This is a genomic window from Chitinophaga sp. 10T418, assembly GCF_056394125.1.
On sequence record NZ_JBFTHG010000023.1, the window covers coordinates 1 to 26345 of the forward strand.

Genomic DNA, 26345 nt, shown 5'->3' on the forward strand with positions numbered 1-26345 from the left:
CCATGGGAGATTATTTTGATTACTATAAATATAACATAATCCGGGGAACCGGTTTGCGGGGTAAAATGAAGATTATCTAAAGCGAGTGTATGGCGTATTGTATAATATTCAAAGCTAGTGTAGTGGGGATTTGAGAATGACAAATGCGAATGTATGGGCATTTAGAGAGTATTGAAAAAAGATATTCCCCCGTTTTCAACTTGATCCGTAACTCAAATAAACTAAAAGGGCTATCTTTTGGTTAATAGTTTTTGAATGATTGAATCTAAAAAACCTAAAAGTCATTAACTCAAATTCAAACCAATGAGTACTATCAAAGTAAAAGACGGAACCGAAATTTACTACAAGGACTGGGGAACAGGCCAACCTATTGTTTTTCATCATGGCTGGCCTTTGTCCGGCGATGATTGGGATGGGCAAATGATGTTTTTCCTCAGCCAGGGATACCGGGTAATTGCTCATGACCGGAGAGGGCATGGAAGATCCAGTCAGACTGCCATCGGACATGATATGGACACCTATGCGGCAGATGTGGCAGAGCTTACGAAAGCTCTTGATTTAAAAGATGCCATTCACGTTGGTCATTCTACAGGTGGAGGGGAAGTAATCCGCTACGCGGCAAAATATGGAAAAGGCCGTGTGGCCAAAGCAGTACTCATCAGCGCAGTAACACCACTGATGGTGAAAACCGATAAAAACCCGGATGGCGTACCATTAGCCGTTTTCGATGAAATCAGGGAAAACACTGCCACACAACGAACCCAATACTTCCAGGATTTCACGCTTCCGTTTTATGGCTATAACCGTGAAGGCGCAAAAATATCGCAGGGTGTCAGAGATAATTGGTGGCGGCAGGGAATGATGGGAGCTATCAAAGCGCATTACGACTGTATCAAGGCTTTCTCGGAAACAGATTTTACAGAAGACCTTAAAAGTGTTGATATTCCTGTGCTGGTCATGCATGGAGAAGATGATCAGATCGTTCCATACCCCATTTCCGGACTCAAGGCTGCGGCTCTTTTAAAGAATGGAAAGCTTATTTCATACCCGGGCTTTCCTCATGGTATGCCTACTACAGAAGCGGCCACGATCAATAAGGATCTCCTGGCATTTATTAAGTCTTAAGAAGTTCGATTCGTCTGATACATGAATTATTAAAGAATGGAAACCTGCGCATTGCGCAGGTTTTTGTTATTTCAGGCGCAACCAATGTGTATCAAAAGCGGACAGTTTTTGTGTCGAAAACGGACAGCAGTATATTCATTATACATAGCTATAGCCCTGTAAATCAGTCATATGGCTATCCGGCATTCTCTTTGCTCGCCATTGACGCAAATCCAGATCGCTACACGGAATGATTGACATACTATGATTAGAAACTTCTTCAAAATTGCATACCGGAGCCTTTTACGCAATAAAGGCTTTTCCATTATCAATATTACGGGGTTGGCCATTGGTATGGCCGCTGCGATACTGATTTTGCTGTGGATACAGGACGAACTAAGCTACGATAAGTTTCATGAAAATAAAGACAGGATATACGAAGTATGGAATCGCGTACCATTTGAAGGTAGTATCTCAAACTGGAATAGTGTATCTGCATTAACGGCCCGCGTACTGGAAAAAGATTTACCGGAAGTAGAACGTGCTGTGAGGGTGAGTTCCAGTAATTACCTTCTTTCAGCAGGAGATAAAAAAGTAATGAAGACGGCCATGGTGGCGGATACCGGTTTTCTGCAAATGTTCAGTTTCCCAATGCTGAAAGGAGATCCTGCGACGGCGCTGAATGATCGGAATGCGGTGGTGCTGACGGAGAAAACGGCGAAGATTTTATTTGGTGATGAAGATGCCATTGGTAAGATGGTGAAAATTGAGAATAAAGACAATTTTACGGTTACCGGTGTGCTGAAAGATTTGCCCGGCAATTCCAGGTTCAATTTTGATTATCTACTACCCTGGTCGTATGTAAAATACAGGGAGGGCGAGGATTTGGGCTGGCACGATAACAGCACCCCTACCTATGTAATGCTGAAACCCAATGCAAGCTTTGCCGCTGTTGCCGCCAAAGTAAGGGATTTAAAGCAGCGATACGATGGAGAAGCAAAAACGATGAAATGGGAGTGGTTTCTTTACCCGCTCAGCCGCTGGCGTTTATATTCCACTTTCGATGACAGGGGTATGGAAGACAATGGCGGACGTGGTTCATTCGTAAAACTATTTGGTATCATAGCAGGGTTTATATTGCTGATTGCCTGCATCAATTTTATGAACCTGAGTACCGCGAGAAGTGAAAAACGGGCGAAGGAAGTAGGTATACGAAAAGTAGTGGGAGCAATGAAGAGTTCCCTTATCATCCAGTTTATCTCAGAATCTGTTTTGCTGGCCTTTCTGGCAGGCATCACGGCGATCATTATTGTACAGGTAAGTCTGCCCGCTTACAACCAGCTTACAGATAAAACCCTATTCATCAACTTCGGCAGTATATACACCTGGATGGCCTTTATCGGGTTTATCCTCTTTACCGGGTTGCTGGCTGGCAGTTATCCTGCTTTCTTTCTCTCCGCTTTCCAGCCTGTTAAGGTTTTAAAGGGAACATTTAAAAAAGCCAATGCATTAGTAACGCCCAGAAAAGTATTGGTGGTATTACAGTTTACATTCGCCACCATCCTTATTATTTGCACTGTTATTGTAAAACAACAAATAGACTACGCCCGTAACCGGGAGACAGGCTACAACAGGGATAATCTCATTTACCATTTCATGACGGGTGATATTCCTAAGAACTACGAACTCATAAAAAATGAATTGCTGTCATCAGGTATTGCGAAGTCCATCACAAAAACCAACTCCCCGCTTACAGAGCGCTGGAGCGATGGATGGGGGCAGAGTTGGCAGGGGAAGGATCCCAACGATAAAACATCTTTCGACCGGTATTTGTCTGATGAAGGGTTGGGTGTTACTGCCGGCTTACAATTTGTTCAGGGCAGAGATTTTGACCTCAAACAATATCCCACTGATTCAACGGGGCTGATTATAAATGAGTCGGCGCTGAAGGTGATGAAGTTCAAAGATCCGATTGGCAAAGTAGTAGGGGACCTGGGCATAGACTGGCATATTGTAGGGGTTATTAAGGATTTTATTCTTACAAGTCCTTATGAACGCACAAGACCGATATTAATATGCGGAGCCAAGAGCAGTTTCATGAATTTTAATGTGATACAGATAAAGCTGAACGGAAAGAATACTACTGCTGCAAACCTGGAGAAGACTGCGCTTATTTTCAAAAAGTATAATCCCGAATATCCTTTCGATGCAAAGTTTGTGGATGAAGAATATGCAGGAAAGTTTGAGAATGAAAAACGACAAGGTATACTTGCCGCCCTGTTTGCCGGACTCACCATCTTTATTTCATGCCTCGGTTTATTCGGACTGGCCACCTATATGGCGGAAAACAGGGTGAAGGAAATCGGGGTAAGAAAGATAATGGGGGCATCTGTATCCAGTATTACCACCTTATTATCAAAAGATTTTGTAAAACTGGTGATCATTTCTTTCTTAATAGCGGCCCCGCTGGCATGGTGGTGCATGCATAAGTGGTTACAAAGTTATACGTACAGAGTGGGTATTGCGTGGTGGGTATTTGTATTAACCGGTCTTTTAACCGTCATAATAGCCCTGGTGACGGTATGTTACCAGTCGATAAAAGCGGCCATCGCCAACCCGGTAAAAAGTCTGAGAGCGGAATAAACATTTTGTAAATTCGGGTAATAATTTTCAACTTGTTTATATGGAAGATGCCAGGAAATCTGTGATCACATTAGGCGCCCATGAAGGGCCAATCCTTTCTGTGGCGGGTGGTAACTACCGGATACTTGTTTCCGGGAAACAAACCGGTGGCGAATTTGCCACCATCGAAATGTCGGTGCCTCCGGGCGGTGGTCCCAGTCCTCATGCGCATCCTGATTTCCAGGAATCTTTTTATGTACTGGAAGGAGAAGTGGAGGTATGGTCGGACGAAGGTATGTACACAGCAACGCAGGGCGCATATATTGTGATCCCTAAAGGTGGTATGGTACATAGTTTTAAAAATAAGTCCGATAAACTGGCTAAGCTGCTTTGCGTAGTGGTGCCTTCCGGACTGGATGAAATGTTTATGGAATTTGGTGTACCCGTGGCAGAAGGGGAGTTTCTACCTCCACCCGTAATGGACGATGCCATGAAGCAAAAGGTGCTGGCACTTTTTGAAAAATATGGACAGCAACTATATCCACCGGATTATTTCACCAGGTCAGATGCAAAAGATCAATAACTCCCATTATCAGGAAAATGGAATACCAGGTAATTGCACCCCCGCCATCGTTGAAAAACTACGTTCAATACTTCTGGTCCCTGGAAAACCAGACGGACGATGTATCACAAAAGGTTTTTACGGTAATGAGTAATGGTCAGCCGGGGCTTGTTTTCCAGCAGAACCCGGCAGTATTCACTGGTTTCGGAGGAGAGCGCCTGCCACAATTGTTTGTATTTGGTCAGGCGAGGAGGTATGGAAAATTGCAGGGGGGCGGCAGCTTTCGCACGATCGGTGTCAACTTTCATCCGGCAGCCCTTAAATCGGTGTTTGGCTTAAACGCAAATGAGTTAACGGATCAAAATATTTGTATCAGTCACCTTGCTAAAACATCTTTGACGGATCAGCTGCTGAACTGTAGTTCCGGGCAACAACAGGCGGATTGTCTTTTTTCATTCCTGCTGCAACAAACCCATCGTCACGAAGACGACAACAAAAAAACGGGTTATGCTGTAGCCGCACTACAACAGGGTAAGAAGCTTTCCCAGGTATTGCATGACCTCCATTTATCAGAGCGTTCCCTGGAGCGACTCTTTCTAACGCATATTGGCATTACACCTGTTTTGTATGCCCGCATTTGCCGTTTCCAGGCATCGGTAGGGCTTTTACGGCAAGGCAAAATTCGTTCCCTCACCCAAATTGCTCATTCACTGGGCTACTTTGACCAATCACATTTTATCCGCGATTTCAGGCTTTTTTCCGGCGTAAGCCCTGGTATTTATCTGCGTAAATCTATTGAACGGATGCCCGGATTTCCTGAATGGCCATCATAAAAAAAGGCGCTGTCGGTTTTTTACAATTTTGCCAGATCCCTGGTGGCTAATTTTGCGCTGATAGAAGATACGGAAGGAAATATGATTGGCTTACGGTCATTGAAGTAATTTGTTGAATTAATAATGCAATAAGTTCATGATGGAACAAAATAAGAAAAAGGTGGAACCAGATAATACAGCGGTAAGGGTAGCTTTATGGAGAGCCATGCACGTTCAGATGGATCCGTTGCCACATATCGTGGAAGACGAAATTGGATTTAAGCTGATAGCACCTGGTAGTGAGTGGCGGCAACGTCCTGACATGAGCCCGGATTTTACAAAACGGCTCCGTGCATCCGTGGTAGCCCGAGCGCGTTTTATTGACGACCTGGTGATAGCACAACAGCAACAAGGCGTCCAGCAATATGTGATACTCGGTGCGGGGCTGGATACTTTTGCGCAGCGCCAGCCGGCAATAGCGGCACAGTTACAGATATTTGAAATTGACCAACCGGATACGCAGTCCTGGAAACAACAACGATTAATGGAACTTGGATTTGGCATTCCACAGTGGCTGCATTTTGTATCTGTTGATTTTGAAATTTCTTCCTGGTGGGAGCAATTAATAAAAGCCGGTTTTGACACCAGCAAACCCGCGGTGGTAGCTTGCGCCGGCGTTAGTCTGTATCTTACAAAAGAAGCGGTGGAGGCTACCCTGCGGCAGATGGCCACACTGGCCGCCGGCTCCACATTGGCCATGGCATTTTATTTACCATTGGATCTGCTGGAGGAAGCGGATCAACCTTTGCAGCAGATCGCCAATAAAGGTGCAGCCGCAGCAGGAACACCTTTTATCAGTTTTTTCACCCCGGCAGAAATGCAGGAGATGGCATTGGAGGCAGGTTTTAAAGCAATAGAGGTGGTGTCAACTGAAACGCTGACCCAACGTTATTTTATGGGCAGGACAGATCATTTCAGCCCTGCCAGCGGAGAGAATTTCCTGGTAGCACTTACATAGGCCGGGTTATCACTTCACCAGTTCATCCGCGAATCTGATGTATTGCATCCAGTCAAATAATAAAATATCGTGGTCGCCGGTACGGATATGATAGCGGATGGTATTTCCCACAGACGTATCCGGTGCGGGCATTTCATCCGTTCCCACACCTTTTTTGCTAAAAAGCGCATATACTGGTGCTGCGTTTTTTGCTGCGAGGAATTCTCCGTAGGGATCTGCCCACCGGTCATTGGTGGCACTGGCCACGTATAAGGGGCGTGGCGCCGCTAAAGCCAGCAGCATATGCTGATCTATGGGAAGTGCATTTACATCGTCCGCGTAGTCTTTATACTTCGAAATATACCAATGCGGAAATGAAGTAATCATGCCTTTTAAATTTTGTCCGTAGTTCCGGTGAGATAATGCGGCACCACCTTCGCCGGAGTCATTGGAAATGACGGCTGCAAAACGGGTGTCATTCGCGGCGGCCCACAACGCTATTTTACCCAGGCGGGAATGCCCCATTACCATTACCCTTGTGGCATCCACGGCCTTGTTGGTTTGGAGGTAGTCCAATATGCGGCTTAAGCCCCAGGCCCAGGCGCCCATGGCGCACCAATCAGAGGGCTTTAACTGCAGCGACTTAGCTAAAGTGCTCCGTATACCTGTTTGCCATCCATCCGGATAATCGGGTTCCACATCGCCATAATAGGCAGTTGCCACGCCATAGCCATGTTCAATGATTGTTTTAATTGGCCAGCACTTTTCCTGACCACCTCTTGCAGGGGCTAATGTATCTTTTTTGATTTTCAGAAAGTCGAGATAACGTTGAGAAACAAGAATATTTTCATCTGTGCTGACGCTTTGATTTCCCTGGAAGTTCCAGCCCGCAAATACAGGAACCGGACGTGTGGTATTTGCCGGAACATACAACAACAGATCAATATAAGGTCCCTTTTCACCCTCAGTTAAATAGATGCGTACCTGTTTGGAAATGGCGAGTCCACCAATGGCGGTGCTGTCAATTTTCTGTATTACAACATGCATGTCTGCAGACGGGCCCGGAAATTGACCGTACATATTTTCTTTAAACAGCTGTAAGACTTCATTTCTGCGGAGACCATTCCAGTCTGATGAAGTCCGCACTTTTTTATGATGGTTGTCAATTAAGAGAGAAGGCAACTGATAGGTCCCCACAGCGGATTCGTTATAGTTCGGGTTCTTTTGGGCAAAAGCGGAAATGGCGCCGGAACTAAGGAACATGGCGATAAAGAATCTCAGGTAAACGTGGGTCGATGCTGGCATAAATCAATTTCTTGGGTAATCAATAAGCAGCCTATGTGGAATCAGGAAGGCTATCATTTAAAGATAGGGTATCTTCCTTAATATTACTAGTAGCGCATAAATATTGTAAGGCGTTCGTTCAGTGCGGATCTTCTTTTTTTGCGCCATAATGTTTATGTTTGGTATGAACGCCATTTGTGGCATTTGAAATGAATATTTATAAGAACAACTCACATGAACTTTAGAGAAGCAACCATTGAAGATATCGCACAAATACATGTAGTCAGAAATGGGGTAAATGAAAATAAGTTATCTGATCCTGAACGGATCACCTACAATGACTATGTTGAATTTTTAACTGTCAGGGGGAAGGGATGGGTATGTGAGATAGACAACCGGATAGTTGGATTTGCGATAGTTGATGTGAAAGAAGATAACATATGGGCCTTGTTTTTATTACCAGCGTTTGAAGGAAAAGGGATTGGGAGGAAACTACAGGAGTTGATGCTTACCTGGTATTTTACTAATAATAAAGACCGTGTTTGGCTGGGGACGGGACCTGACACCAGGGCGGCGGCATTTTACCGGAAATCAGGCTGGCAGGAAACGGGTATGAACGGGGAGCAGGAGCTGAAGTTTGAAATGACACGAATCGCGTGGATGAAAGATCGTTAACGGGCTATCCTCCATATGGGGAACTGTTGTCAACATCTGAAATCAGAAATTATTTCAATTAATAGCCATAAATTGCTTTCCATTAAGCCCCCGATGTTTGCACCAGGCGCCTGAATGATAGGGCTGTCACTTCTTTATTCACTCACTTTTAAGATCTTTTCCCTATGAGTATTTTAGGTATTGTACACACTATTATTGCTATCATTGCTTTGTTGTTTGCTATAGCCGCATTGATAAAAGAGGGCATCATCAACCCTTTTTCCTCCTCCGGAAAGATATACAGTATCCTGACGGTCATCGCTTGCGTTACGTCATTCGGGCTTTCCAAAGCAGGTGGTTTTAATCCCGGCCATGGCATAGGAATACTCATACTTATTTTATTGGGAGTGGCTTACCTGCCTGGCCGGAATGCTTCCCGGAAAAGGACCCTGTTGCTGATACAGGTATTTTGCATGACGTTTACCCTGTTTCTTTCTATGATACCGGCGGTAAACGAAACGTTATCAAGACTACCGGTAGGGCATCCGCTGGCCGATGGTCCTACATCTCCGATTGTGCAGGATGCCATAAAGGGTTTATTGGTGCTGCTGGTCATCGGATTGGTTTTACAGTTTTTTAAAGTGAAGAAACTGGTGAAGTAAGTCAACAGCAGGCTGCTGTGTAATGCATTACACAGCAGCCTGCAACTTACTCTAATCCCAAAGATTCAAAAAATGCATTGGTGTTGGGAGAGCGTCCTAAAAAATTATACAACATTTGTCGCTCATCTATAGTGGCCGCTTTTTCCAGTATTTCCCTGGCATATTTAACCCCGGTGGCGGTATTCATCACGCCGTTCTTTTTGAACACCGAGAACATATCCTGGGCAAAAACACGCGACCACAAGTAGCCATAATAAAAGCCACCATAGCTATTCAGATGAGGGGAGCTGCAAATGGCGTGGGTATTGGGAACATATGGCAACTGCATCAGGCGCCATAAGTCTGCCGAAACCGCTGTGATATCTTTGTGCTTTATACTATCATATTTATCGTGGTAGGTAAAATCCAGTACGCCCACGTACACATACTTCATATAGTTAGCCGCATTTTGAACCATTTTTGCCCGCTTCATTTTCTCAAATAATCCGGGAGACAGTACAGCTCCTGTTTTATAATGCCGCGCAAATAATTTCAGTGCATCATATTCCCAGCACCAGTTTTCCAGCAGCTGTGAAGGGGCTTCAATAAAATCTCCTTTTAATGTAAACGGGCCCTGTGAAGCGATATCAGAGCGGGCCAGCAAGCTATGCAGCAGGTGGCCAAATTCATGAAATAAGATGAGTACTTCTCTATGATATAATAAAGCAGGTGTTCCCGCATCGCCGTCAGCGAAGTTGCCTACGAAAGCGGTAACCGGTAATACTTCCCTGCCGTTGCTGATACGGTACAGGGAGATAGGGAAGGTGGCGAAATGGGTGAATTTACCGGGACGGGGGAAGAGGTCCAGGTAAAAGGTCCCCAGTTTTTTACCGCCTTTAAACAGCTCATATGCTTTTACCTTTTCATGCCAGGTGGGCACATGGGCCGCTGCTCTGATCTCGATATTGAATAATTGCTGGTATACGGTAAACATCCCCTGTAAGGTGTTATTCATCTCAAAATAGGCTCTTACCTCCTCGTTGTTCAACTGATATTTTTTATCAAGCAGTTGTTGCGTGTAGTAGCTGATATCCCAGGCATACAGGGAGTCAGCAGCTGCGGATGTATCCTGTTGCTTCAGTTGCCTTAATTCATCCAGGTCTGTTGTTACGTGCGGCGACAGCTTTTTAATAAGTTCATTTTCAAAGCGCCAGACAGTATCGGGAGAAGCTGCCATTTTATCCACTACTACATAGGAGGCATAAGACGGGAAGCCAAGTTTGTTTGCGAGCAGTTGTCTGTAATAAAACAAGCTATCCAGTACGGCCAGATTTTTAGGGTAAGCCCTGTTATTGTACGCCACAAAAAATGCGCGACGGGTATCACTGTTATGTGCGTAACTGCCGATAGCATTGCTGTTGGGTGTGTTTATGTTTACGACATAGGTGCTATCTGCACGCTTCCAGGGAGCCCGGATATGCTCCGGAACACCGGTGAGTTGTGCTGCCGTAAAACGAAGACTGTCTTTATATTTTGCTATATTTTCATCGAACTGTACACCTGTTGCTGCCAGTTTCTGATTAATATCCATTACTTCTTTCTGCTGCTGAACCGGCAGTTTCATGCCGTTTTTTTCAAAGGTGAGTAAGGTTTCGCGCAGGTACTTCTGTTGATTGGCAGGCATTTTTTTTGAAGCGGGTGATGCAGCCAGATTTTTCAGGGCGTTATATAGCCCTTCTTTCAGGTAAAGGTTGTTGATATAGGCTAATAGCTCTTCGTTTGCGGTATTGGCGGCATCTCTTAGTTGCTCATTTGTATGCACGCCCGCTATTAATCCCAGCTTTTGTGACAAGTCCGTTAAATCATACATCAGTTCATCCGTTGCCAGCAATGTATTGGCAACCGTATGCTGGCCTGCAGGGATGGTACTGATTTTTTTTACACGTGCGTCCGACAATGCCGTGATAGACTGCATCGCTTCTTTAATCGTTTCCCCGTTTACATTATTGAACGTAAGTGGTGCATTGGAATGAATAAGTAAAGGGTTCTCTTTTAGTKGTTGTTGCGCTTTGATATGGCCGGCGGCTAGAAAAAATAAGATCAGCGATAGAAATCTGTATTGTTGCATATAATTATTTGAAATGACCTGGTCTCACAACAGGTAGTTATTCATAAGCTTTGATGTAGCCTGTTTTGGTGGCATAAATAAGTAGCAGGTACGGCTAAGAAAAAGGCCGTACCTGCGCTGTAAATATAAGGAGTTTTTATTATTGATCATTCCCCTAAGGCCTGGATAACAAGTTTTGCTGTTTCTGCGCCACTGAAATTCTGTTGCCCGGTAATCAGGTTACCATCCCTGATAGCAAAGCCTTTCCACAAACCGGCCTGGATGTAATTGGCTCCCAGCTTTTTTAGTTCATCCTCAATTCTCCATGGCATCACATGTTGATCGCGAGGGAGGAGATTCATACTCCATACAGCGGCATCGGCAAAGTCTTCCTCAGCATTGGTAAAGCCTGTTACGGTTTTATTCTTCACGAGATAATCACCGTTTGAGAGTTTCACATACCGGAGCAACGCCACGCCATGACATAGGGCCACCGTTACCTTTCCTGCCTCATAAAATGCCCGGAATTTTTCATGCAGGTCTGTTGCTCTTTCAAAAGTAAACATGGGCGCCTGGCCACCCGCCACTACAATAGCATCAAACTCCGCCACATTTATTTCCCTGACAGGCCTGGTACTTTCTATTAATGCCAGCAGTTGCGGGGTATGGATAAAACCCTGGCTGATAAGATCGGTGGAAGAGTAGCCGGAAGGGTCGTTGGGGTCACTCATCGCATCCGGACTGCATTTGCCGCCATCCGGACTAAAAAGTAATACCTCATATCCTTTCTCTGCAAATTCATAATAAGGGTGGGTGAGTTCACTCCACCAGAAACCTACCGGCCATCCTGTGGTAGATGATATTGCCGGATTGGCCAATACGATGGCTACTCTTTTCGGCGTATTTTTATTAACGGGATTCAGATTCTTAAGACTCATAATATCTACAGTTTATTTAGTTATTTTGGGTACAATTTTCAGTTATATAGCTACTAAAAACAAGTAGTTACAAAAAAGTGGCCTGGTCACTTTTTTGTAACGGTAGTTAACAATCAACCGTTTAGAAATGAAAACCGCAGAAAAAAAATCCAAAGCATACCAGGAATTTACTTCCACGTATGCTATATACAATCGCTGCCCTGTAACTGCCACTATAAAAATCATAGGCGGAAAATGGAAAGTCATTATTCTGTATCTGATTGCACATGATGTAAACAGGTTTGGTGAAATGATGCGAAATATTGAAGGCATCAGTAAAAAAATGTTGACCGATCAATTACGACAACTGGAAAACGATGGTGTTATTACGCGGAAAGTTTTTACGGAAATTCCGCTGAAGGTGGAGTATAGCTTAACAGCGCTGGGAGAGTCGCTAAAGCCAATCACAAAATTGATGTGTAAATGGGGGCTGGAGAAGGTATTGGCTGTTAAGAACTGATTTGCTCATCATCAGGATCATTTTTTTGGGGTAAAGAAGGAAACTTTCTTTGGTCGGATTAATAACTTATCGTAATATTGCGATGTGTTAAAGCAGTAATAGTATGGGAGCTACCAAATCAGATTTATTCACCAAACAGCAAAATGACATCGCCAACATGGCGAAAGCGCTGGCGCATCCCGCCAGGGTTGCTATTTTGCAGTATCTCGTGAAAAAGAATGCCTGCGTATGCGGAGATCTGGTGGACGAATTGGGTTTAGCACAGGCGACCACTTCCCAGCATCTGAAGGAATTGAAAACAGCAGGCCTTATTCAGGGAACGATTGAAGGAGCAAGTGTTTGCTACTGTATCAATCCAAAGGTCTGGAATCAATACAATAAGTTGCTCAGTGCCTTCTTCGTGGAACAAACGGACGTAAAATCCTGCTGTTAAAATTTTTTGCACTAACGTATCGTAATATTGCAATAATACAATGAATTTCTTTTCAGGGAAAAACGACTTATTTCTATTGACATGCAAAATTGTAATCCGGCACAGCGCAAGCAACTAAGCTTTTTAGACAGGTACCTTACCTTATGGATTTTCCTGGCGATGGCTATCGGAGTTGGAATTGGTTATTTCTTTCCTTCTTCCTCCAGGTTGATTCATTCCTTTTCGTCCGGCACCACCAATATCCCGCTGGCAGCAGGTTTAATACTGATGATGTATCCTCCGCTGGCGAAAGTGAAGTACGACAAGATGGGAGAGGTGTTCCGCAACACAAAAGTGTTGTCGTTGTCGCTGCTGCTCAACTGGGTAGTTGGTCCGTTCCTGATGTTCGGGCTGGCGGTATTATTCCTGCATGGCTACCCGGAATACATGACAGGGCTTATCCTGATCGGTCTGGCCCGATGCATAGCGATGGTAATTGTTTGGAATGAACTGGCGGACGGTAGCCGTGAATATGCCGCCGGACTGGTGGCGCTCAACAGTATTTTCCAGGTATTACTTTACAGTGTATATGCGTATGTGTTTATCACCTGGCTTCCCACCGTATTCGGGATAAAAGGCATTACGGTGGAAGTTTCTATTGGTGAAATTGCCAAAAGCGTAGGGGTCTACCTGGGTATTCCGTTTGCTGCCGGTGTGATCAGCAGATATGGTTTGATCGCACTGAAGGGCGAAGAATGGTTTAGGGAAAAATTCATCCCGTTTATATCTCCCATTACCCTCATCGCTTTGTTGTTTACCATTATCGTGATGTTCAGTCTGAAAGGCGAACTGATAGTGCAGATTCCGATGGATGTAGTAAGAATAGCCATCCCACTGATGATTTACTTTGCCATCATGTTCCTGGTGAGCTTTGTGTTAGGGAAGGCTGCGGGAGCAGATTATTCGAAGAATGCGGCGATTGCGTTTACAGCGGCAGGTAACAACTTTGAACTCGCCATTGCCGTTGCCATCGGCGTATTTGGTATCAATTCCGGACAAGCATTTGTAGGCGTCATTGGTCCACTGGTGGAAGTGCCCGCCCTGATTGCACTGGTGAATGTGGCCTTCTGGCTCCGTAAGCGCTGGTATGGAGGAGCAGCCGCGCTTGTCAACACCGAAAAAGCATCATTTTAAAACGAACATAAATCTTTATACAATGAGTAATTCCAAAATGACCTGGCAAACATTTAAGGAGCAACTGCAGCAATATCCTGAACAGATATTACAGTTTCAATATGCGGCAAACAAACTGGTAGCTCCTTCTTACCATATTACTGAAATCAAACAGGCGCCTGTTACTTCCGTTGATTGTGGCGGTAAGGTAAATGCCTGGACTGAAATTATTGTACAGCTATGGGAGCCGGAAGAAGTGCAAACGGATCGTGCCATGGCGGTTCATAAGGCGTTGAAGATAGTGGACCTGGTGGAGCAGCACCTGGATCTGAATCCCAAAGCGATGGTGAAAATTGAATTTGGCAATGATACCTTTGATACCCGTCAGATGTATCCGAAAGAATTTTTGCTGGAAGGAGAAAACCTGGTCGTTGATCTGCAGCCGGATGCTACCCAATGCAAGGCAACAAATCGTGGTATGACTTGTGGAACACCTGCTACCAAAACACTGGAAATACCAATTGGCATGGCAGCCGGCGAATCCTGCACACCAGGTGGCGGCTGTTGCTAACCTATCATTTTATTAAATAATTGCTGAAATATCTTATCCAATCTTCTATTTATGAAAATAGCATTGTTCAGTGACATTCATGCGAATTTACCCGCCCTGGAGGCCTTCTTTAAGGATGTTGATGAAAGAAAAGCGGATGCTATCTATTGTCTGGGTGACCTGGTAGGTTATAACATCTGGCCCAATGAGGTCATCAACGAAGTCCGGAAGCGCGGTATTCCTACCATTGCCGGCAACTATGATTTTGGTATTGGCAGAACAAGTGATGACTGTGGCTGCGCCTACAAAACAGATAGTGAGAAAGCTAATGGCAGTGTTTCCATCGCTTACACAAATCAGGTGGTCACTGAAGCAGAGCGCCGTTACCTCCGCACGCTGCCGGCCCATATCAAAGTAACGTTCCAGTTAAATAATGATACACTGAATTTGCTGCTGGTACACGGGAGTCCACGCAAGATCAATGAATATTTATTCGAAGACAGGGAAGAGAAAAGTATGATGAGAATTATGGAAGATGCGGGTGCGGATATCATGTGCTTTGGGCATACCCATAAACCATATCACCGGGTATTACCGGCGGTGCCAGCTGAAAATACACACTACAGACATGCTATCAATATTGGTTCCGTAGGCAAGCCGAAAGACGGTGATCCACGCGGATGCTATGTGATGCTGCATATCAATGAAGATAGCAGTATTCATCAAAAAGATAGTATCCGGGTGGAATTCATCCGTTTTGAATATGATGTGGAGAAGGCGGCCAAAGCAGTGGAAGATAGCCCGCTGCCAGATGCCTATGCCGAAAGCCTCAGAACAGGTATTTAATCACTTTGAAGTGATAGGGGCTTTTTTAAATCTTCCCCAGGCTATAAAACCAGCCATAAATGCCGCGATGATATTGGCGCCAATAACGGCAGCTTCTCCCCTGGAAATATGAAAGATGATGGCACATACCATGAGGGCAATAGTGGCTATAGCAGCCCAGGGCGTCAGTGATGGTTTAATGCGCAACAGGGAGGGTACTATTAAACCTATCGCCCCTAATAGATCGATTATTCCCAGGAGTCTTACTACCATTGCAGGCACTTGTCCTGCCCACGGCATCATAGGCGATATCTTTTCAATTGGCTGGAATTTCAATACTGTTCCGGTGAGTAAAAACAGGGCTAATACTATTTGTGCAACCCAGAGGGTGATGTGAATGGTCCTGGCAGATTTTTGTGGTCCGGTCATTTTTTGCTGATTTTTTATTAATGAAGCAAACCTACTTATATTTGGTTTCAATTGGAAAGCGCTATCCAAAGTGATAGCGCTTTCCAATTGGATAGTATCGTGTAAGTTAAAAGCATTAAAGCAGCATATATGCTAACAAAAGGTGGATGCCCAAAAAATGCCCTCTCCATTAAAGATGCACTGGAAGCCCTGGAGGGCAGATGGAAGTTATTAATTTTGTTTTCATTATCATCAGGTCCCAAACGCTTTAAACAAATATCCAAAGAGGTAGATGGGATTACGGATAAAATGTTGTCTAAAGAATTGAAACACCTGGAGGGGAATAAGCTGGTGAAAAGAGAGGTGTATGATACTTTTCCACCTACAGTCGAATACACCATTACGGCACATGGAAAGTCCCTGGAAAAGGTGATGGATGCGCTGCATTATTGGGGACTGGCGCATCGTAAAGAGATTATTGGAAAGTAGACCTGTCAGTTGCGACCAGGCCATTGCACTTGATAAAATAAATTTTGATTTTCGTCAGGCATGGATTATATTTATTACGATTTCAACCCTGACCTTATACCGGTTGAATTCAACCAAAAATTTAGTGTAACAATCCCAAACCTGACTATTTATGTATTTCCCTAAATAGCATTTTATATATTATTGATCTGATCCCTAATCCCTCACTCCTCTGGCGGTAAATAACTCTCTATGTTTGATTACAGTGTATTAAATGTATTTATAGGGCTGGTGTTCATATTTTTGATTTATAGCCTCTTTGCCTCTGCGGTACAGGAATCGCTGGCTACGATTGTTCAACGGAGAGCTAATACCCTGTACAAAGGCATCAGCACTATGTTGTCTAATACACCCGTGAGGAGCCTTCCTTTCTGGGCCATTATCCTGGAGCAGCTGGGCGTATTCAGATTTTTCCGGTTTCTGAAGAAGGCAGTCAAGCGTACCATCAACATAAATGGGGCACTGGAACAGAAACTGTTTCAAAGAAGTGAGGTAGAAAAAGGGAAAAAGGATGTTTCCAAAATCCGGTTGTTTGATCTTTTTTACGAGCATCCTATCATAAAAAACTACGGCCAGAACGATTATTTTAACCGGCCTTCTTATCTGCTGGACAAAAACTTTTCAACAGTACTCACAGAGGTAATCAAGAATCTTGATGAAAACAATAAATCGAAGACCGCTACTTTTTCCATGGTGCGGAACAGCCTGGAAACCTATAAGGACCGCATTGATACAGAGGTATACGACATACTGAATCATCATTTCAACGAAGCAGCGGGCGACCTGGATGCATTTAAATACCGGCTGGAAAAATGGTACAACGACAGCATGGACCGCGTAACCGGCTGGTATAAAAGAAACACCTCTTTTATACTGTTTGGAATCGGCCTGGTACTGGCCTTCTCATTAAACATTGATACCATTGAGATCTCTACTTTTCTTTCTTCCAATAAAGTGGTTGCTGAAAAGCTGGCAGACATGGGCGTAGCGGCAGCTGGGAATTCTGCTAACAGAGGTGATAGCGGCGTGACGAAGGAAATATACCTTGAAATAAAAAAGAGCAAAGATAGTGTCAACACCCTCCTTGGATTAGGGTGGGGCGACCGGGGGCGAAAGGATACTGCTTTCATCCGTGAATTAAAGGAAGATAGTGCCGGGCTGATAAAACGAGGATTGAATGCAGGCGTGCAGTTTTTCTGGAAAGGCGTTTGGTTATTTCCCAAAGAAGCAGTGCATCATGGCATGGAAAAGGCCACAGACAGTATTCCGGACGCCGTGCTTCGCCAACATTCCAATTATATCACCTGGAAGTATATATGGCATAAAACCACCGGGAAGAAGTTCTTCGGTTTTTTTATAACAGCAATGGCTATCACGATGGGAGCACCATTTTGGTTTGACCTTTTGGGCAAACTGGTCTCCCTGAGAAATGCGGGAAAGGCGCTTACCACCAACTCTTCCCCGCAGAAACCGACAGATGCTGGTGTTGACTTTGACGGATAATATATTCATGATGTTAAACGTAAAAATTACATTACCGCTTCGCGTGCGCAAGGGTCCTGGAAAAAGTTTTGACATTATCGCCAATGCTTTTCCCAGCGGGCAGGTCATTGCTATGGATGGCGTGGAAGAAGGGGAGGACCTGAAAGGTGTGAACAGGTGGTATTATAAGTATAACGATAAAAACGAGAAGCAATGGTATTGGGGTGGCCGGCTGGCCGATGTGACCGAGGTATTGCCCTGGGGGATATCTGCCTTAAAAATAGGCGATATCTGGAATGGTTTAAATGAGCTCGGACAGCGTGCCAGAGTAGCTATCCTGGATACAGGATATAACATTGCCAATACAGATATTCATAGTGGGGTGAAAGGCTTCCGCTCTTTTTTAATCAACGATCCTCAACAAACCACCCTGAACGATGTAAACGATGAATATGGCCATGGCTCTCATTGTGCCTCTTTAATCGGCGCCAGGAACAGGCTGGCAATGGTGGGGTATGCACCTGAGTGCGAGCTGTATATCGCTAAAATTTCCTCCAGAGGGTCCGCCAGCTATGCAAATATTGTAAAGGGAATTCGCTGGGCCATTGATACATCCGTGGATATTATTTCTATCAGCTACGGTGGATATTTAGAGAATGAAGACCTGAGAAAGATCATTGCAGAAGCAGTGAATAAAAATATACTGGTGATTGCATCTATTGGAGACGACTATACGTTCAGCAATCTTGTTGATGGGAAGTACCCTGCCTTATATACTGATTGTATAGGCGTAGGCGCAACAGACAGTGCCAGCAAGCTGGCGAAAATATCTTACCTCAATGGAGAAACGGACATCTATGCTCCGGGAGAAGCGGTGTTTGCCTATGAACTCAAAACGGTGCCGGAATCTATGGATGGCACATCGCAGGCTACCGCCATTGTTGCCGGTATCTGCGCATTGATCATTTCAAGATACAGAGCACTCAACAAACCTTTTACTGTAGCAGGTATTAAAGAACTGCTATCTACCAATTTCGATCCGGTACAAGGATCTGCCGGCCTTAAATTAATCAGTCCGCAAAAAATATTTGCTACCCTTTAAACCTCATGAAATGAAATTTTTAATTGTCACATTCCTTGTTTGTCTGCTTGGCATAGGATCCAACGGACAATCGGTATTTTATGATGCGCTGTATATCAGGCAACATTGTTACAATCAACAGGAGCAGGTGTTTGAAGCGAGAGCAGACCTGGTGAAAGTACTGGCTCCCTATTATCCGGCAGGTACTGATATTTCGAGAGAGATGATTAAGAACCCATTTTTCAAGCCTTATGTGCCGGATAATTTTGCGGATGGGGGAACCGCTTCTTTCGTGTCTAAAACCCTGTCTGCTGTAAGTGGACTGGATGTAACGAAATTTGCCAATGCCATTGCAGACCTGATGATAGACAGGGCGAAGCAGGAATTAACCATTGCCTTCTTTAACCGGTTTAAGAAATTTGCAGATGAGCATGCGGAGTTTAAAATTTTATTTCCCAAGACAACCAACAACCTGGTTAACCTGCTGGCGCAATCATATCCGCAAATGCTGCCGGCCCTGCGCAATGGTTTCTTTGAAGACTTGAAACAATTGACATATCACCTGGATGATGTACTGGAATTGCCTACCTATCAGGCTTTGTTGATTAATTTCCCTGAAGTAAGGGTGGCTATTCGTTCTATCAGGCTGGTACATGAACTGGAAACAGGTACTGCTACCGCGGCGGACTTAATAAAGGACCTCGCCTCCCTGAAGGAGTGGAAGGAAAATGGTAGTGTTGGATTTAAAAACATGGGCGCCACTATCCGGTTTGCCGCTATATTTTCCGAAGGCTTAAGAAACGAGGATACCACAAGAATCTGGGTGTCCGCTAAAGATATTCATAGCCTGCTGACGGATGACGTTTTTACGGGAATATTTATGGGACTGGTTTATCAAAAAGCCTTGCTGCAGGATCTTACATTCTATTTAGGAAAAGCAGCTACTCCTACTAAGTTAACCAGTATACTTACAGAGCAGGCTGGTAACATCCTGTTGTTTCAGAATAAACTGGGCGAGTTCATTAACCTGACAGAAAAGGTGCAGACAGGGTATGATGACATCGCGAAGAAAATATCCGCTCATGAAAAAATAGGTGATGAGGACATTTACAACTATATCAATACTTCCATCGATATCGCTGATTATGCGTTTAGCATTGTGAAAATATTTAACGAAGATCTTGTTACTGATAAATATTTAACAATTGTAAAGAAGTCAAATGCCTTGTACAAAGATATTTACAGCAGTCAGTATACACAAGCAGTGAATGATGCGCTGGATATTCTGATGCAGGTACATGACCTCACCAGCGATAATAAAAATCCTTTGCATGCGGTAGCTGATGATGATAAGAAAACAAAGCTCGATAAGCTGCTCACGTTTACACAAAAAGTAAAGCCTTATGCCTTGTTTATGGCTAATATGGTGGAAGCCAAAGATGAAGACCAGGTGAAGGCAGCGTTGGAGAATGTCATTCTGCCTGTGGGAAGTTCCTCTATTAAAAAATATACAAATTGCAATATTTCTGTGCAAACCTACCTGGGAGCATTCTTTTCTACTTCCAATGGAAGTAATGCTGCCGGTGGCACCTGGTCCGATAAATTTGGCGTCACTGCGCCGATTGGGATTTCCTGGACGCCTGGAGGTCTGAGCTGGGGCAAGGGCGGGGCTATCAGCCTGTTTGGTGCCTTGTTTGATCTGGGTGCTATTGTTGACTATAAGCTGGAGAAATCGCCGGATGCCACCAGCACCGACCCGAATGCCACCGTTATCAACAAGAATTATAAGATTGAGCTGGGACAGATATTTTCTCCTGGTGTATTCGCGGTGTATGGTGTGGGTGCCAACCTGCCTCTTTCAGTTGGTTTTGGCGCACAGTATGGGCCTGGCTTGTCTAAAATTGACGCCACAAACAGTACAGTGGTAACAAATCCTTCCTGGCGATGGAATCTTTTCCTGGCCGTGGATTTACCATTTTTTAATCTTTATAACAGGCCTAAAAATAAATGATGAACTGCTGCTGAAAATATTTCATCGCCTGCCTGTTTACAGGCAGGCGATGTACTTTGGGGCCTACTTCATTTTGGCACTTAAATATTTTCTGACAGGAATATCATAGAGCACCATGACTAAATACGCAAACCCAATTAACAGCAAGGTACCTGTTATCACGATAAAAGATAATTGCGCGGTTCCCGGTTTATGAGCATTGTAATAATTGGCGAATATCCACATAGCGGCATAATGTGTCATATACAGTGGGTAAGATATTTTCCCGGAGAAAACGCATAGCTTTTTCAACGATGGTGCCAGGCTGGCGCCTGCGCCCAATGCGATGAGTAAGGGGAAATAAATTAGTACTACCAGCAGTTCTGCCAGCCAGTTCCATTGAACGTAAGGCATTAAAAAGGCAAACAACAGCAATATGGACAGGCCGATGAAACCTAGTCTGTTTTTGATAATTAAATTGAGGCGGAAAATAATCAGTCCTGCCAAAAAGGAATAAGAGATGCGTGCGCAGCCGTTCCAGAAGCTACTTTTATCCCATCCGCCCATTAAGTTCCCGGCATGATAGGCTACATAGGAAAGCGCCGCAGCTGCAAGTATGGTGAGTAAAATCAGGTAACGGCGACTCAGTTTATAAAGCACAAAAGCATACAAAATATTGGCTACATATTCCCAGAACAACGACCAGGCAGGCGCATTAAAACTGAACAGGTTAAAAAAGCGTTCCGGCATAACGGGCAGCGGAATCATAAAAACAGCGCAGAGAAAGATCACCCCGATTTCAATCAACCCAAAAAAATGAGGGGGTATACCAAATGGGTTGAAAAGGAAACCCAGTAAGCCTATAACGGAACCTACAATCACCAGGGGATGCAACCTGATGATCCTTGATTTAAAAAACGTCTTTAGCCCCATTTGTGTTATACGACCATCATATGCGTATCCAATAACAAATCCGGACAAACAGAAAAAGAAGTCTACCGCCAGGAAGCCGTGTCCAATAAAGTTTTTGCTGTAGTCGGTATACACTATCTCCATGAAATGAAAAAGGACTACTGATATCGCTGCTATTCCCCTTAATCCATCGAGGATCTCAAAATGCTGTTTGGTTTTTAGTACGTCCGGGCCTGGTGTGTTCACATTCATCACTCACTGTTTTAGTATGTTTCTGCATCTGTGCAGCATTTGGTGGAAATTTCCCTGGTGCGGAAACGTCCAAAACGGGGGGTAAGATACATTGAACATTTCAATCTTTCAGCACTTTGTGCGGTAATAGTTATGCTGCAGTCCTTGCAGCGGGGAGGAGGAGGGAGGAATAATAGCCGCTAATCAACCATTAGCGGCTATTTTTATTTGAATCATTATTTGGTATTCATGCTATTGATCAGGGCTACAAGTGCAGCCGGAGTAACTGGAGCAGGATTAAACGTAACGCTGGTGAAGGTTTGGCCTGGCGCCGGCGTACCAATCACCACGGTTTTTTGCTCTGCATAAAACTGTCCGGCAATGGAAGATATAGCGAGGAAAGTACCGCTTTGTCCAACGGAGACAGCGTTCTGATAGCTTAAAAAGCCCTGGAAGCCTGCTGGTGGCGTGAAAATGGTGTTATAGAACTTAATGATGCTATTGATACCGGTAGGTTTAAAATAGAGCATAGAAGGTTCTTCTCCACCAAAGCTGGTGCCGGTAGCCGGGTTGTAATTAGTATTGAAGTAGCCCAGTACGGTTGTTTTCGGATTAGGCGTGTTATACAAACGGTCGCAGTTGGTCCATTTAATCAAACTATCCAACCGGAAGTTAAGGGTACCGTTGCTGCCATCGAAGAGGGCGTAAGCAGATGCGGGGTTGGTTACCTGTTGCCAGTCAACCCCTTTGTTGGCGCTAACCTGGGTAGAGATCGTGATGAACTGGTTTAAGTAATTATAACCGGAAATATCCCTGGTAACGGTAGTATCACCATTCCACATCGGTATTCTCTGGTCATTGGGTTTTGCAGGTGCCTGCACTTTGATAGCGCTATCGGGGCGCAATTTAAGCAGGGTAGTGCCCTGGCTGGCGACAACAAAAAATTCGCCAAAGGATTCCAACGCTTTCCCGTTGTTGGTGGCAGTAGGCCTATCCGCGAAGATCATACTGGCGGCATTACTGATTTCCTTTACAGAAATGGTGACAGTTCCGCTGGCAGGCGTGCCATCGGGGTTCAGCAGTGAATTACGTGGGATAGTATATTTTTTCCCACTTTTGGTAGTAACGCTTTCACCCTGCTGTGCGGATACATTAAATGTTTCGAAAGCCGGACCATTTGCCCGTAAGAACTCGTGTAGTTTCAGACCGGAAGGGTCAGGTGCGGCAGCGGCAATACCAGCAGAAAGTTTTGCTCCGGACAGATTAGCAGGGTCATTTTTCAATTGTTTGGTGCAGGCACCGCACAGCAGGAGCATAGCGATGCTGCCCGCAACGTAGAAGGAATGAAGGTTCATGGAGTTGAATTGAGGAATTTTAAAAATCGGGTTTCAAATAATGATTGCTCGGGTTTATAGGTTGAAATGTGAAGTTAGCGCAGCCAACTGAAGTGAGATGACATAGTATTTATTATTTTTTAAAAAGTAGATATTAATTTACCGTTTAGCGTTCAGATATTTGTCTTATGCGGAAATTTCTATCATACTGGATTTTATGTTTCGCTATAGTATKAATAATTTATGTGGGGTGTCGTCTTTCTTTTAAAGTACTTATAATCGGCATCTCATTATTTTAATGAAAGGGGTCTGACATATTCCACTAAGCTCATCAGCATTTTCCCCGGTTCTTCCAACGGGATTAAATGAGCTGAATGCTCAAACCAGATTCCTTTTTTAAACGGTGCTTTCACATTTTTTAGCCAGGAGTCGGTAGGCACGGAAGGGGTGGTGTAGTCATGCCGTCCCATAAACATCAGCACCGGAATAGGAAATGCTTTCACCTGTTTAAAATCCACGTTGAGGAACTCGGGTAATATCCGTCCCAAAGTGAATAGATTTGCCTGATCTATGGCGGTTACATCATTGGTGCTATAGTCAGGTGATAACAGTGGTCCATCGAAAAAGTACATGGGCTCTGTTCTGTAGGCGCTTAATCCACCATAATATTGTGGCCATTTCCGGGCAATAATAATCCGCTCTCTTGTTACCGGTTCCTTACCGGGATAAGGAGCAATGGATGTTAATTCTTTCAGCGCCGTATCATTTTTTAATCGCGTGGCTTCCTGTATTCCGTATTCAAAGCTGATACGCTCATTATCCATCACGTTTATCACCTGACCGATGCCAACGTAAGCATAGAACAGATCGGGGCGTTGCAGGGCTGCTTTCATCGCAACGATGGTCCCCCAGCTATGCCCTATCAGGACGACTTTTCGTTTTTTGTATTTTGTTTTTATAAACGTTGCCAGTTCAATAGCGTCACTAACATATTGCTGAATGTGAATAGTCTGGCCTAAGCCAGTAGTGTCATTGGTCCTATAGGTTTTTCCGGAAGCACGCTGATCATAATTAATGACGGTAAAGTATTCTTCTATCGGGCGCTGAAACATCCACATCACAGGAGCTATAGGAGAGGCCGGGCCACCATGTACAAACAGGATAATGGGATTGGTGGTATCCTGTCCGCGTACATATACCCACTGCTTTATGCCGCCGACAGGCACTTCGTAACTTTCCTGGATACCGGCAGGAGCCACTATTTTATCAAGATCTGTAATAATTGCTTTGCCTTTGGAATAGGAGTCTGTAGCATCTTTGTTTTGTCCATGGGCAAATGACAGGAAACATAAAAATGGGAGGGTAAGAAGAAGGCATCTTTTCATGAAGAGGGAAATTTTGTGAGATGTTTTGGTTGAAAAATTGAGCATGTTACATGATCAATATACAATAAAATTGTTTTTTCAAGGTTCGTTTTTCAAGACGGATTTTCAGTCTCGACAATTTTGAAATAAACATGCGGCATGTGATAATCATGTAGTTGTAAAGGTGTGTTATAGTAATACATAAAATGTACACTACTTTAGCAAAAGAACAACTCTGATATCATTTAATCCTATATTTATGAAGCAGCTATTCCTTATACTGTTAGCTACTGCTTTTATGCAGGGAGCCTACGCCCAGACTAAGCCAACTGATATACCTTCTTTCCGGATCACTGTAAATGGTGGTTACAGTTACCGCCTCGGCAAAATATCTTCTGAATTTAGCGGAGAGGCGAAAGACTATCTGAAAAAACTAAAATCCGGTTTCAATGTAGGAGCAGATGCGATGTATTATTTCAGGGAAAGCATGGGAGTGGGGGTTAAGTATAACCTCTTTCATTCTGCCCACAGTGGTGTGATTCCGATGATGACCGGCAGTGGCACCATGCATGCGGGTGTGATGGATAACATTTCCATTAGTTTCTATGCGGCCACTTTCGGCACACGTATTTTCAATGCGGCTAAAACCAATGCCTTTTATGCCAATGTAGCGCTGGGATACCTGGGGTTTCGTGATAATGGTTGGGTGGAGGAACATAGGATGATATTGTCAGGCGGTACTTTGGGTATTGGATGGGATGCCGGCTATGATTTTCGTATTACACGCAGACTTTCAGCGGGTGCGCAGCTATCGTTGATTAGTGGCCAACTTACACGTGTTACAAAGGAAGATGCGACCAGTTCGCAGACGCTCACGCTGAAGGATGGACAGAAAGAAAACCTGTCTCATTTGAATCTTTCAGCGGGGCTCAGGCTGAATCTTTAACCAGGTAACTGTTTTCTCAGCGAATTGTATTAAATTTGCGACTTATTTTAAGAGAAAATAGGAAATGCACAACCTGGTTGATGAGAAATCAGCGTTTTGCACTTTTGATAAATCAACAACTGTTAATGCACTGGCCGCAGGGCTAACCTTTTCAATAGACGATGCGCCACATCCGCTTTGCCGGCTGGCAGCAAGCCAACTACAGTTACATCTGCAGTATCAGGAGGAATGGAAGCATAATTTTGGGTTGTCATCTGATGCAGAAGGCGCGATAATAGGAAAAATGTTCGGCGTATTGGTCGTTCGGACTAAAGAAGATGAACTGGGTTACCTGGCGGCATTTTCGGGCAAATTAGCAGGTGGAAACCACCATGCAGGATTTGTTCCGCCCATCTTCGATGGCCTGGTCGAAGGAGGTTTTGTAAATACCGGCATGACAAAGTTGACGAAGATAAATCAGGAAATAACGTCCCTGGAACTGTTTGATCCCGAAGCAAATGCCCCACAGATACATCTCCTGAAAACATTAAGGAAGCATCATTCCGTCTCTCTGCAAAATAGAATTTTTGAGCAATACCATTTTTTGAATAAAATGGGCGAGTCAAAAAGCCTGGTGGAGATTTTTGCCAATACGGTTTATAAGAAGCCGCCGGCAGGTGCAGGAGAATGTGCCGCGCCGAAATTATTGCAATATGCATTTCGTCACCAGATGGAGCCATTAGCCCTGGCAGAATTCTGGTGGGGGCTGTCTCCCAAATCAGCCTATTGGCAACATGGACATTTTTATGCTCCCTGTCGCGAAAAATGCGGACCTATACTGGCACATATGCTTGGCAGGTAACCAACGCTGTAATGACGCTTAATTGCCCTATTTTAGTTCCTATATTTA

At 44.3% G+C, this 26345-nt stretch carries 25 protein-coding genes; 18 read left to right on the top strand and 7 right to left on the bottom strand.

Annotation, left to right across the window (positions count from 1 at the left end):
- Positions 1 to 303: 303 nt before the first annotated feature.
- The 5 genes from AC1DCV_RS34745 (at position 304) to AC1DCV_RS34765 (ending at position 6118) form a co-directional block, all read left to right on the top strand.
- Positions 304 to 1125: an alpha/beta fold hydrolase gene (locus AC1DCV_RS34745; RefSeq protein ID WP_477027498.1), complete on the top strand. Its 822-nt coding sequence runs from the start codon at positions 304 to 306 to the stop codon at positions 1123 to 1125.
- 243 nt (positions 1126 to 1368) lie between these two features.
- Positions 1369 to 3747 (top strand): ABC transporter permease, encoded by a 2379-nt coding sequence (locus tag AC1DCV_RS34750; protein WP_477027499.1) that lies wholly within the window; start codon positions 1369 to 1371, stop codon positions 3745 to 3747.
- Positions 3748 to 3787: 40 nt separating this feature from the next.
- The gene (locus AC1DCV_RS34755) at positions 3788 to 4309 is read left to right on the top strand and encodes a cupin domain-containing protein (RefSeq protein ID WP_477027500.1); all 522 of its coding nucleotides are present in this window, start codon (positions 3788 to 3790) and stop codon (positions 4307 to 4309) included.
- 17 nt (positions 4310 to 4326) lie between these two features.
- On the top strand, positions 4327 to 5121 hold the full coding sequence (locus AC1DCV_RS34760) for an AraC family transcriptional regulator (protein WP_477027501.1): 795 nt from the start codon (positions 4327 to 4329) through the stop codon (positions 5119 to 5121).
- A 136-nt stretch (positions 5122 to 5257) separates the two neighbouring features.
- A complete protein-coding gene (locus AC1DCV_RS34765) occupies positions 5258 to 6118 on the top strand; it encodes a class I SAM-dependent methyltransferase (RefSeq protein WP_477027502.1) in 861 nt (286 codons plus the stop codon).
- A gap of 9 nt (positions 6119 to 6127) precedes the next feature.
- On the opposite strand, the gene AC1DCV_RS34770 is transcribed toward AC1DCV_RS34765, so the two are convergent.
- Positions 6128 to 7402, bottom strand: a complete 1275-nt coding sequence (locus tag AC1DCV_RS34770) for an alpha/beta hydrolase family protein (protein WP_477027503.1) — start codon at positions 7400 to 7402, stop codon at positions 6128 to 6130.
- A gap of 213 nt (positions 7403 to 7615) precedes the next feature.
- Here AC1DCV_RS34770 and AC1DCV_RS34775 point away from each other — a divergent pair, with 213 nt between their 5' ends.
- Together AC1DCV_RS34775 and AC1DCV_RS34780 are read left to right on the top strand one after the other, a co-directional pair.
- The gene (locus tag AC1DCV_RS34775; protein ID WP_477027504.1) at positions 7616 to 8056 is read left to right on the top strand and encodes a GNAT family N-acetyltransferase; all 441 of its coding nucleotides are present in this window, start codon (positions 7616 to 7618) and stop codon (positions 8054 to 8056) included.
- A gap of 164 nt (positions 8057 to 8220) precedes the next feature.
- A complete protein-coding gene (locus tag AC1DCV_RS34780) occupies positions 8221 to 8697 on the top strand; it encodes a hypothetical protein (protein WP_477027505.1) in 477 nt (158 codons plus the stop codon).
- Positions 8698 to 8743: 46 nt separating this feature from the next.
- On the opposite strand, the gene AC1DCV_RS34785 is transcribed toward AC1DCV_RS34780, so the two are convergent.
- Together AC1DCV_RS34785 and AC1DCV_RS34790 are read right to left on the bottom strand one after the other, a co-directional pair.
- Positions 8744 to 10804, bottom strand: a complete 2061-nt coding sequence (locus tag AC1DCV_RS34785) for a M3 family metallopeptidase (RefSeq protein ID WP_477027506.1) — start codon at positions 10802 to 10804, stop codon at positions 8744 to 8746.
- Positions 10805 to 10950: 146 nt separating this feature from the next.
- Positions 10951 to 11721 carry a type 1 glutamine amidotransferase domain-containing protein gene (locus AC1DCV_RS34790; RefSeq protein ID WP_477027507.1) on the bottom strand — a complete coding sequence of 257 codons (771 nt, stop codon included), beginning with the start codon at positions 11719 to 11721 and terminating at the stop codon, positions 10951 to 10953.
- A 127-nt stretch (positions 11722 to 11848) separates the two neighbouring features.
- Between AC1DCV_RS34790 and AC1DCV_RS34795 the strand changes: the two genes are divergently transcribed.
- The 5 genes from AC1DCV_RS34795 (at position 11849) to AC1DCV_RS34815 (ending at position 15201) form a co-directional block, all read left to right on the top strand.
- Entirely contained in the window at positions 11849 to 12220 is a 372-nt protein-coding gene (locus AC1DCV_RS34795; protein WP_477027508.1) for a winged helix-turn-helix transcriptional regulator, read from the top strand.
- Between the two features lie 103 nt (positions 12221 to 12323).
- Positions 12324 to 12653 (top strand): ArsR/SmtB family transcription factor, encoded by a 330-nt coding sequence (locus tag AC1DCV_RS34800; protein ID WP_477027509.1) that lies wholly within the window; start codon positions 12324 to 12326, stop codon positions 12651 to 12653.
- An 81-nt stretch (positions 12654 to 12734) separates the two neighbouring features.
- Positions 12735 to 13826 (top strand): ACR3 family arsenite efflux transporter, encoded by a 1092-nt coding sequence (gene arsB, locus AC1DCV_RS34805; RefSeq protein ID WP_477027510.1) that lies wholly within the window; start codon positions 12735 to 12737, stop codon positions 13824 to 13826.
- Between the two features lie 22 nt (positions 13827 to 13848).
- Positions 13849 to 14376, top strand: coding sequence for a DUF6428 family protein (locus AC1DCV_RS34810; RefSeq protein WP_477027511.1), 528 nt, complete (start codon positions 13849 to 13851; stop codon positions 14374 to 14376).
- A gap of 51 nt (positions 14377 to 14427) precedes the next feature.
- A complete protein-coding gene (locus AC1DCV_RS34815; protein WP_477027512.1) occupies positions 14428 to 15201 on the top strand; it encodes a metallophosphoesterase family protein in 774 nt (257 codons plus the stop codon).
- Here AC1DCV_RS34815 and AC1DCV_RS34820 read toward each other — a convergent pair whose 3' ends face one another.
- Positions 15202 to 15609, bottom strand: coding sequence for a DoxX family protein (locus AC1DCV_RS34820; protein WP_477027513.1), 408 nt, complete (start codon positions 15607 to 15609; stop codon positions 15202 to 15204). It abuts the gene before it with no gap.
- 129 nt (positions 15610 to 15738) lie between these two features.
- Between AC1DCV_RS34820 and AC1DCV_RS34825 the strand changes: the two genes are divergently transcribed.
- The 4 genes from AC1DCV_RS34825 (at position 15739) to AC1DCV_RS34840 (ending at position 20690) form a co-directional block, all read left to right on the top strand.
- Positions 15739 to 16077, top strand: coding sequence for a winged helix-turn-helix transcriptional regulator (locus AC1DCV_RS34825; RefSeq protein ID WP_477027514.1), 339 nt, complete (start codon positions 15739 to 15741; stop codon positions 16075 to 16077).
- Between the two features lie 231 nt (positions 16078 to 16308).
- Positions 16309 to 17619: a hypothetical protein gene (locus tag AC1DCV_RS34830; protein WP_477027515.1), complete on the top strand. Its 1311-nt coding sequence runs from the start codon at positions 16309 to 16311 to the stop codon at positions 17617 to 17619.
- A gap of 43 nt (positions 17620 to 17662) precedes the next feature.
- A complete protein-coding gene (locus AC1DCV_RS34835; protein WP_477027516.1) occupies positions 17663 to 18700 on the top strand; it encodes a S8 family serine peptidase in 1038 nt (345 codons plus the stop codon).
- Between the two features lie 10 nt (positions 18701 to 18710).
- Positions 18711 to 20690 (top strand): hypothetical protein, encoded by a 1980-nt coding sequence (locus tag AC1DCV_RS34840; protein WP_477027517.1) that lies wholly within the window; start codon positions 18711 to 18713, stop codon positions 20688 to 20690.
- A 63-nt stretch (positions 20691 to 20753) separates the two neighbouring features.
- On the opposite strand, the gene AC1DCV_RS34845 is transcribed toward AC1DCV_RS34840, so the two are convergent.
- The 3 genes from AC1DCV_RS34845 to AC1DCV_RS34855 form a co-directional block, all read right to left on the bottom strand.
- Positions 20754 to 21833 (bottom strand): acyltransferase family protein, encoded by a 1080-nt coding sequence (locus AC1DCV_RS34845; protein ID WP_477027518.1) that lies wholly within the window; start codon positions 21831 to 21833, stop codon positions 20754 to 20756.
- A gap of 215 nt (positions 21834 to 22048) precedes the next feature.
- The gene (locus AC1DCV_RS34850; protein WP_477027519.1) at positions 22049 to 23167 is read right to left on the bottom strand and encodes a hypothetical protein; all 1119 of its coding nucleotides are present in this window, start codon (positions 23165 to 23167) and stop codon (positions 22049 to 22051) included.
- A gap of 269 nt (positions 23168 to 23436) precedes the next feature.
- The gene (locus AC1DCV_RS34855) at positions 23437 to 24531 is read right to left on the bottom strand and encodes an alpha/beta hydrolase (RefSeq protein ID WP_477027520.1); all 1095 of its coding nucleotides are present in this window, start codon (positions 24529 to 24531) and stop codon (positions 23437 to 23439) included.
- A gap of 238 nt (positions 24532 to 24769) precedes the next feature.
- Here AC1DCV_RS34855 and AC1DCV_RS34860 point away from each other — a divergent pair, with 238 nt between their 5' ends.
- Both AC1DCV_RS34860 and AC1DCV_RS34865 read left to right on the top strand, forming a co-directional pair.
- Complete coding sequence (locus AC1DCV_RS34860) at positions 24770 to 25456, top strand: hypothetical protein (RefSeq protein ID WP_477027521.1); 687 nt, start codon at positions 24770 to 24772, stop codon at positions 25454 to 25456.
- Positions 25457 to 25520: 64 nt separating this feature from the next.
- Positions 25521 to 26297, top strand: a complete 777-nt coding sequence (locus tag AC1DCV_RS34865) for a pseudouridylate synthase (protein WP_477027522.1) — start codon at positions 25521 to 25523, stop codon at positions 26295 to 26297.
- Positions 26298 to 26345: the final 48 nt, after the last annotated feature.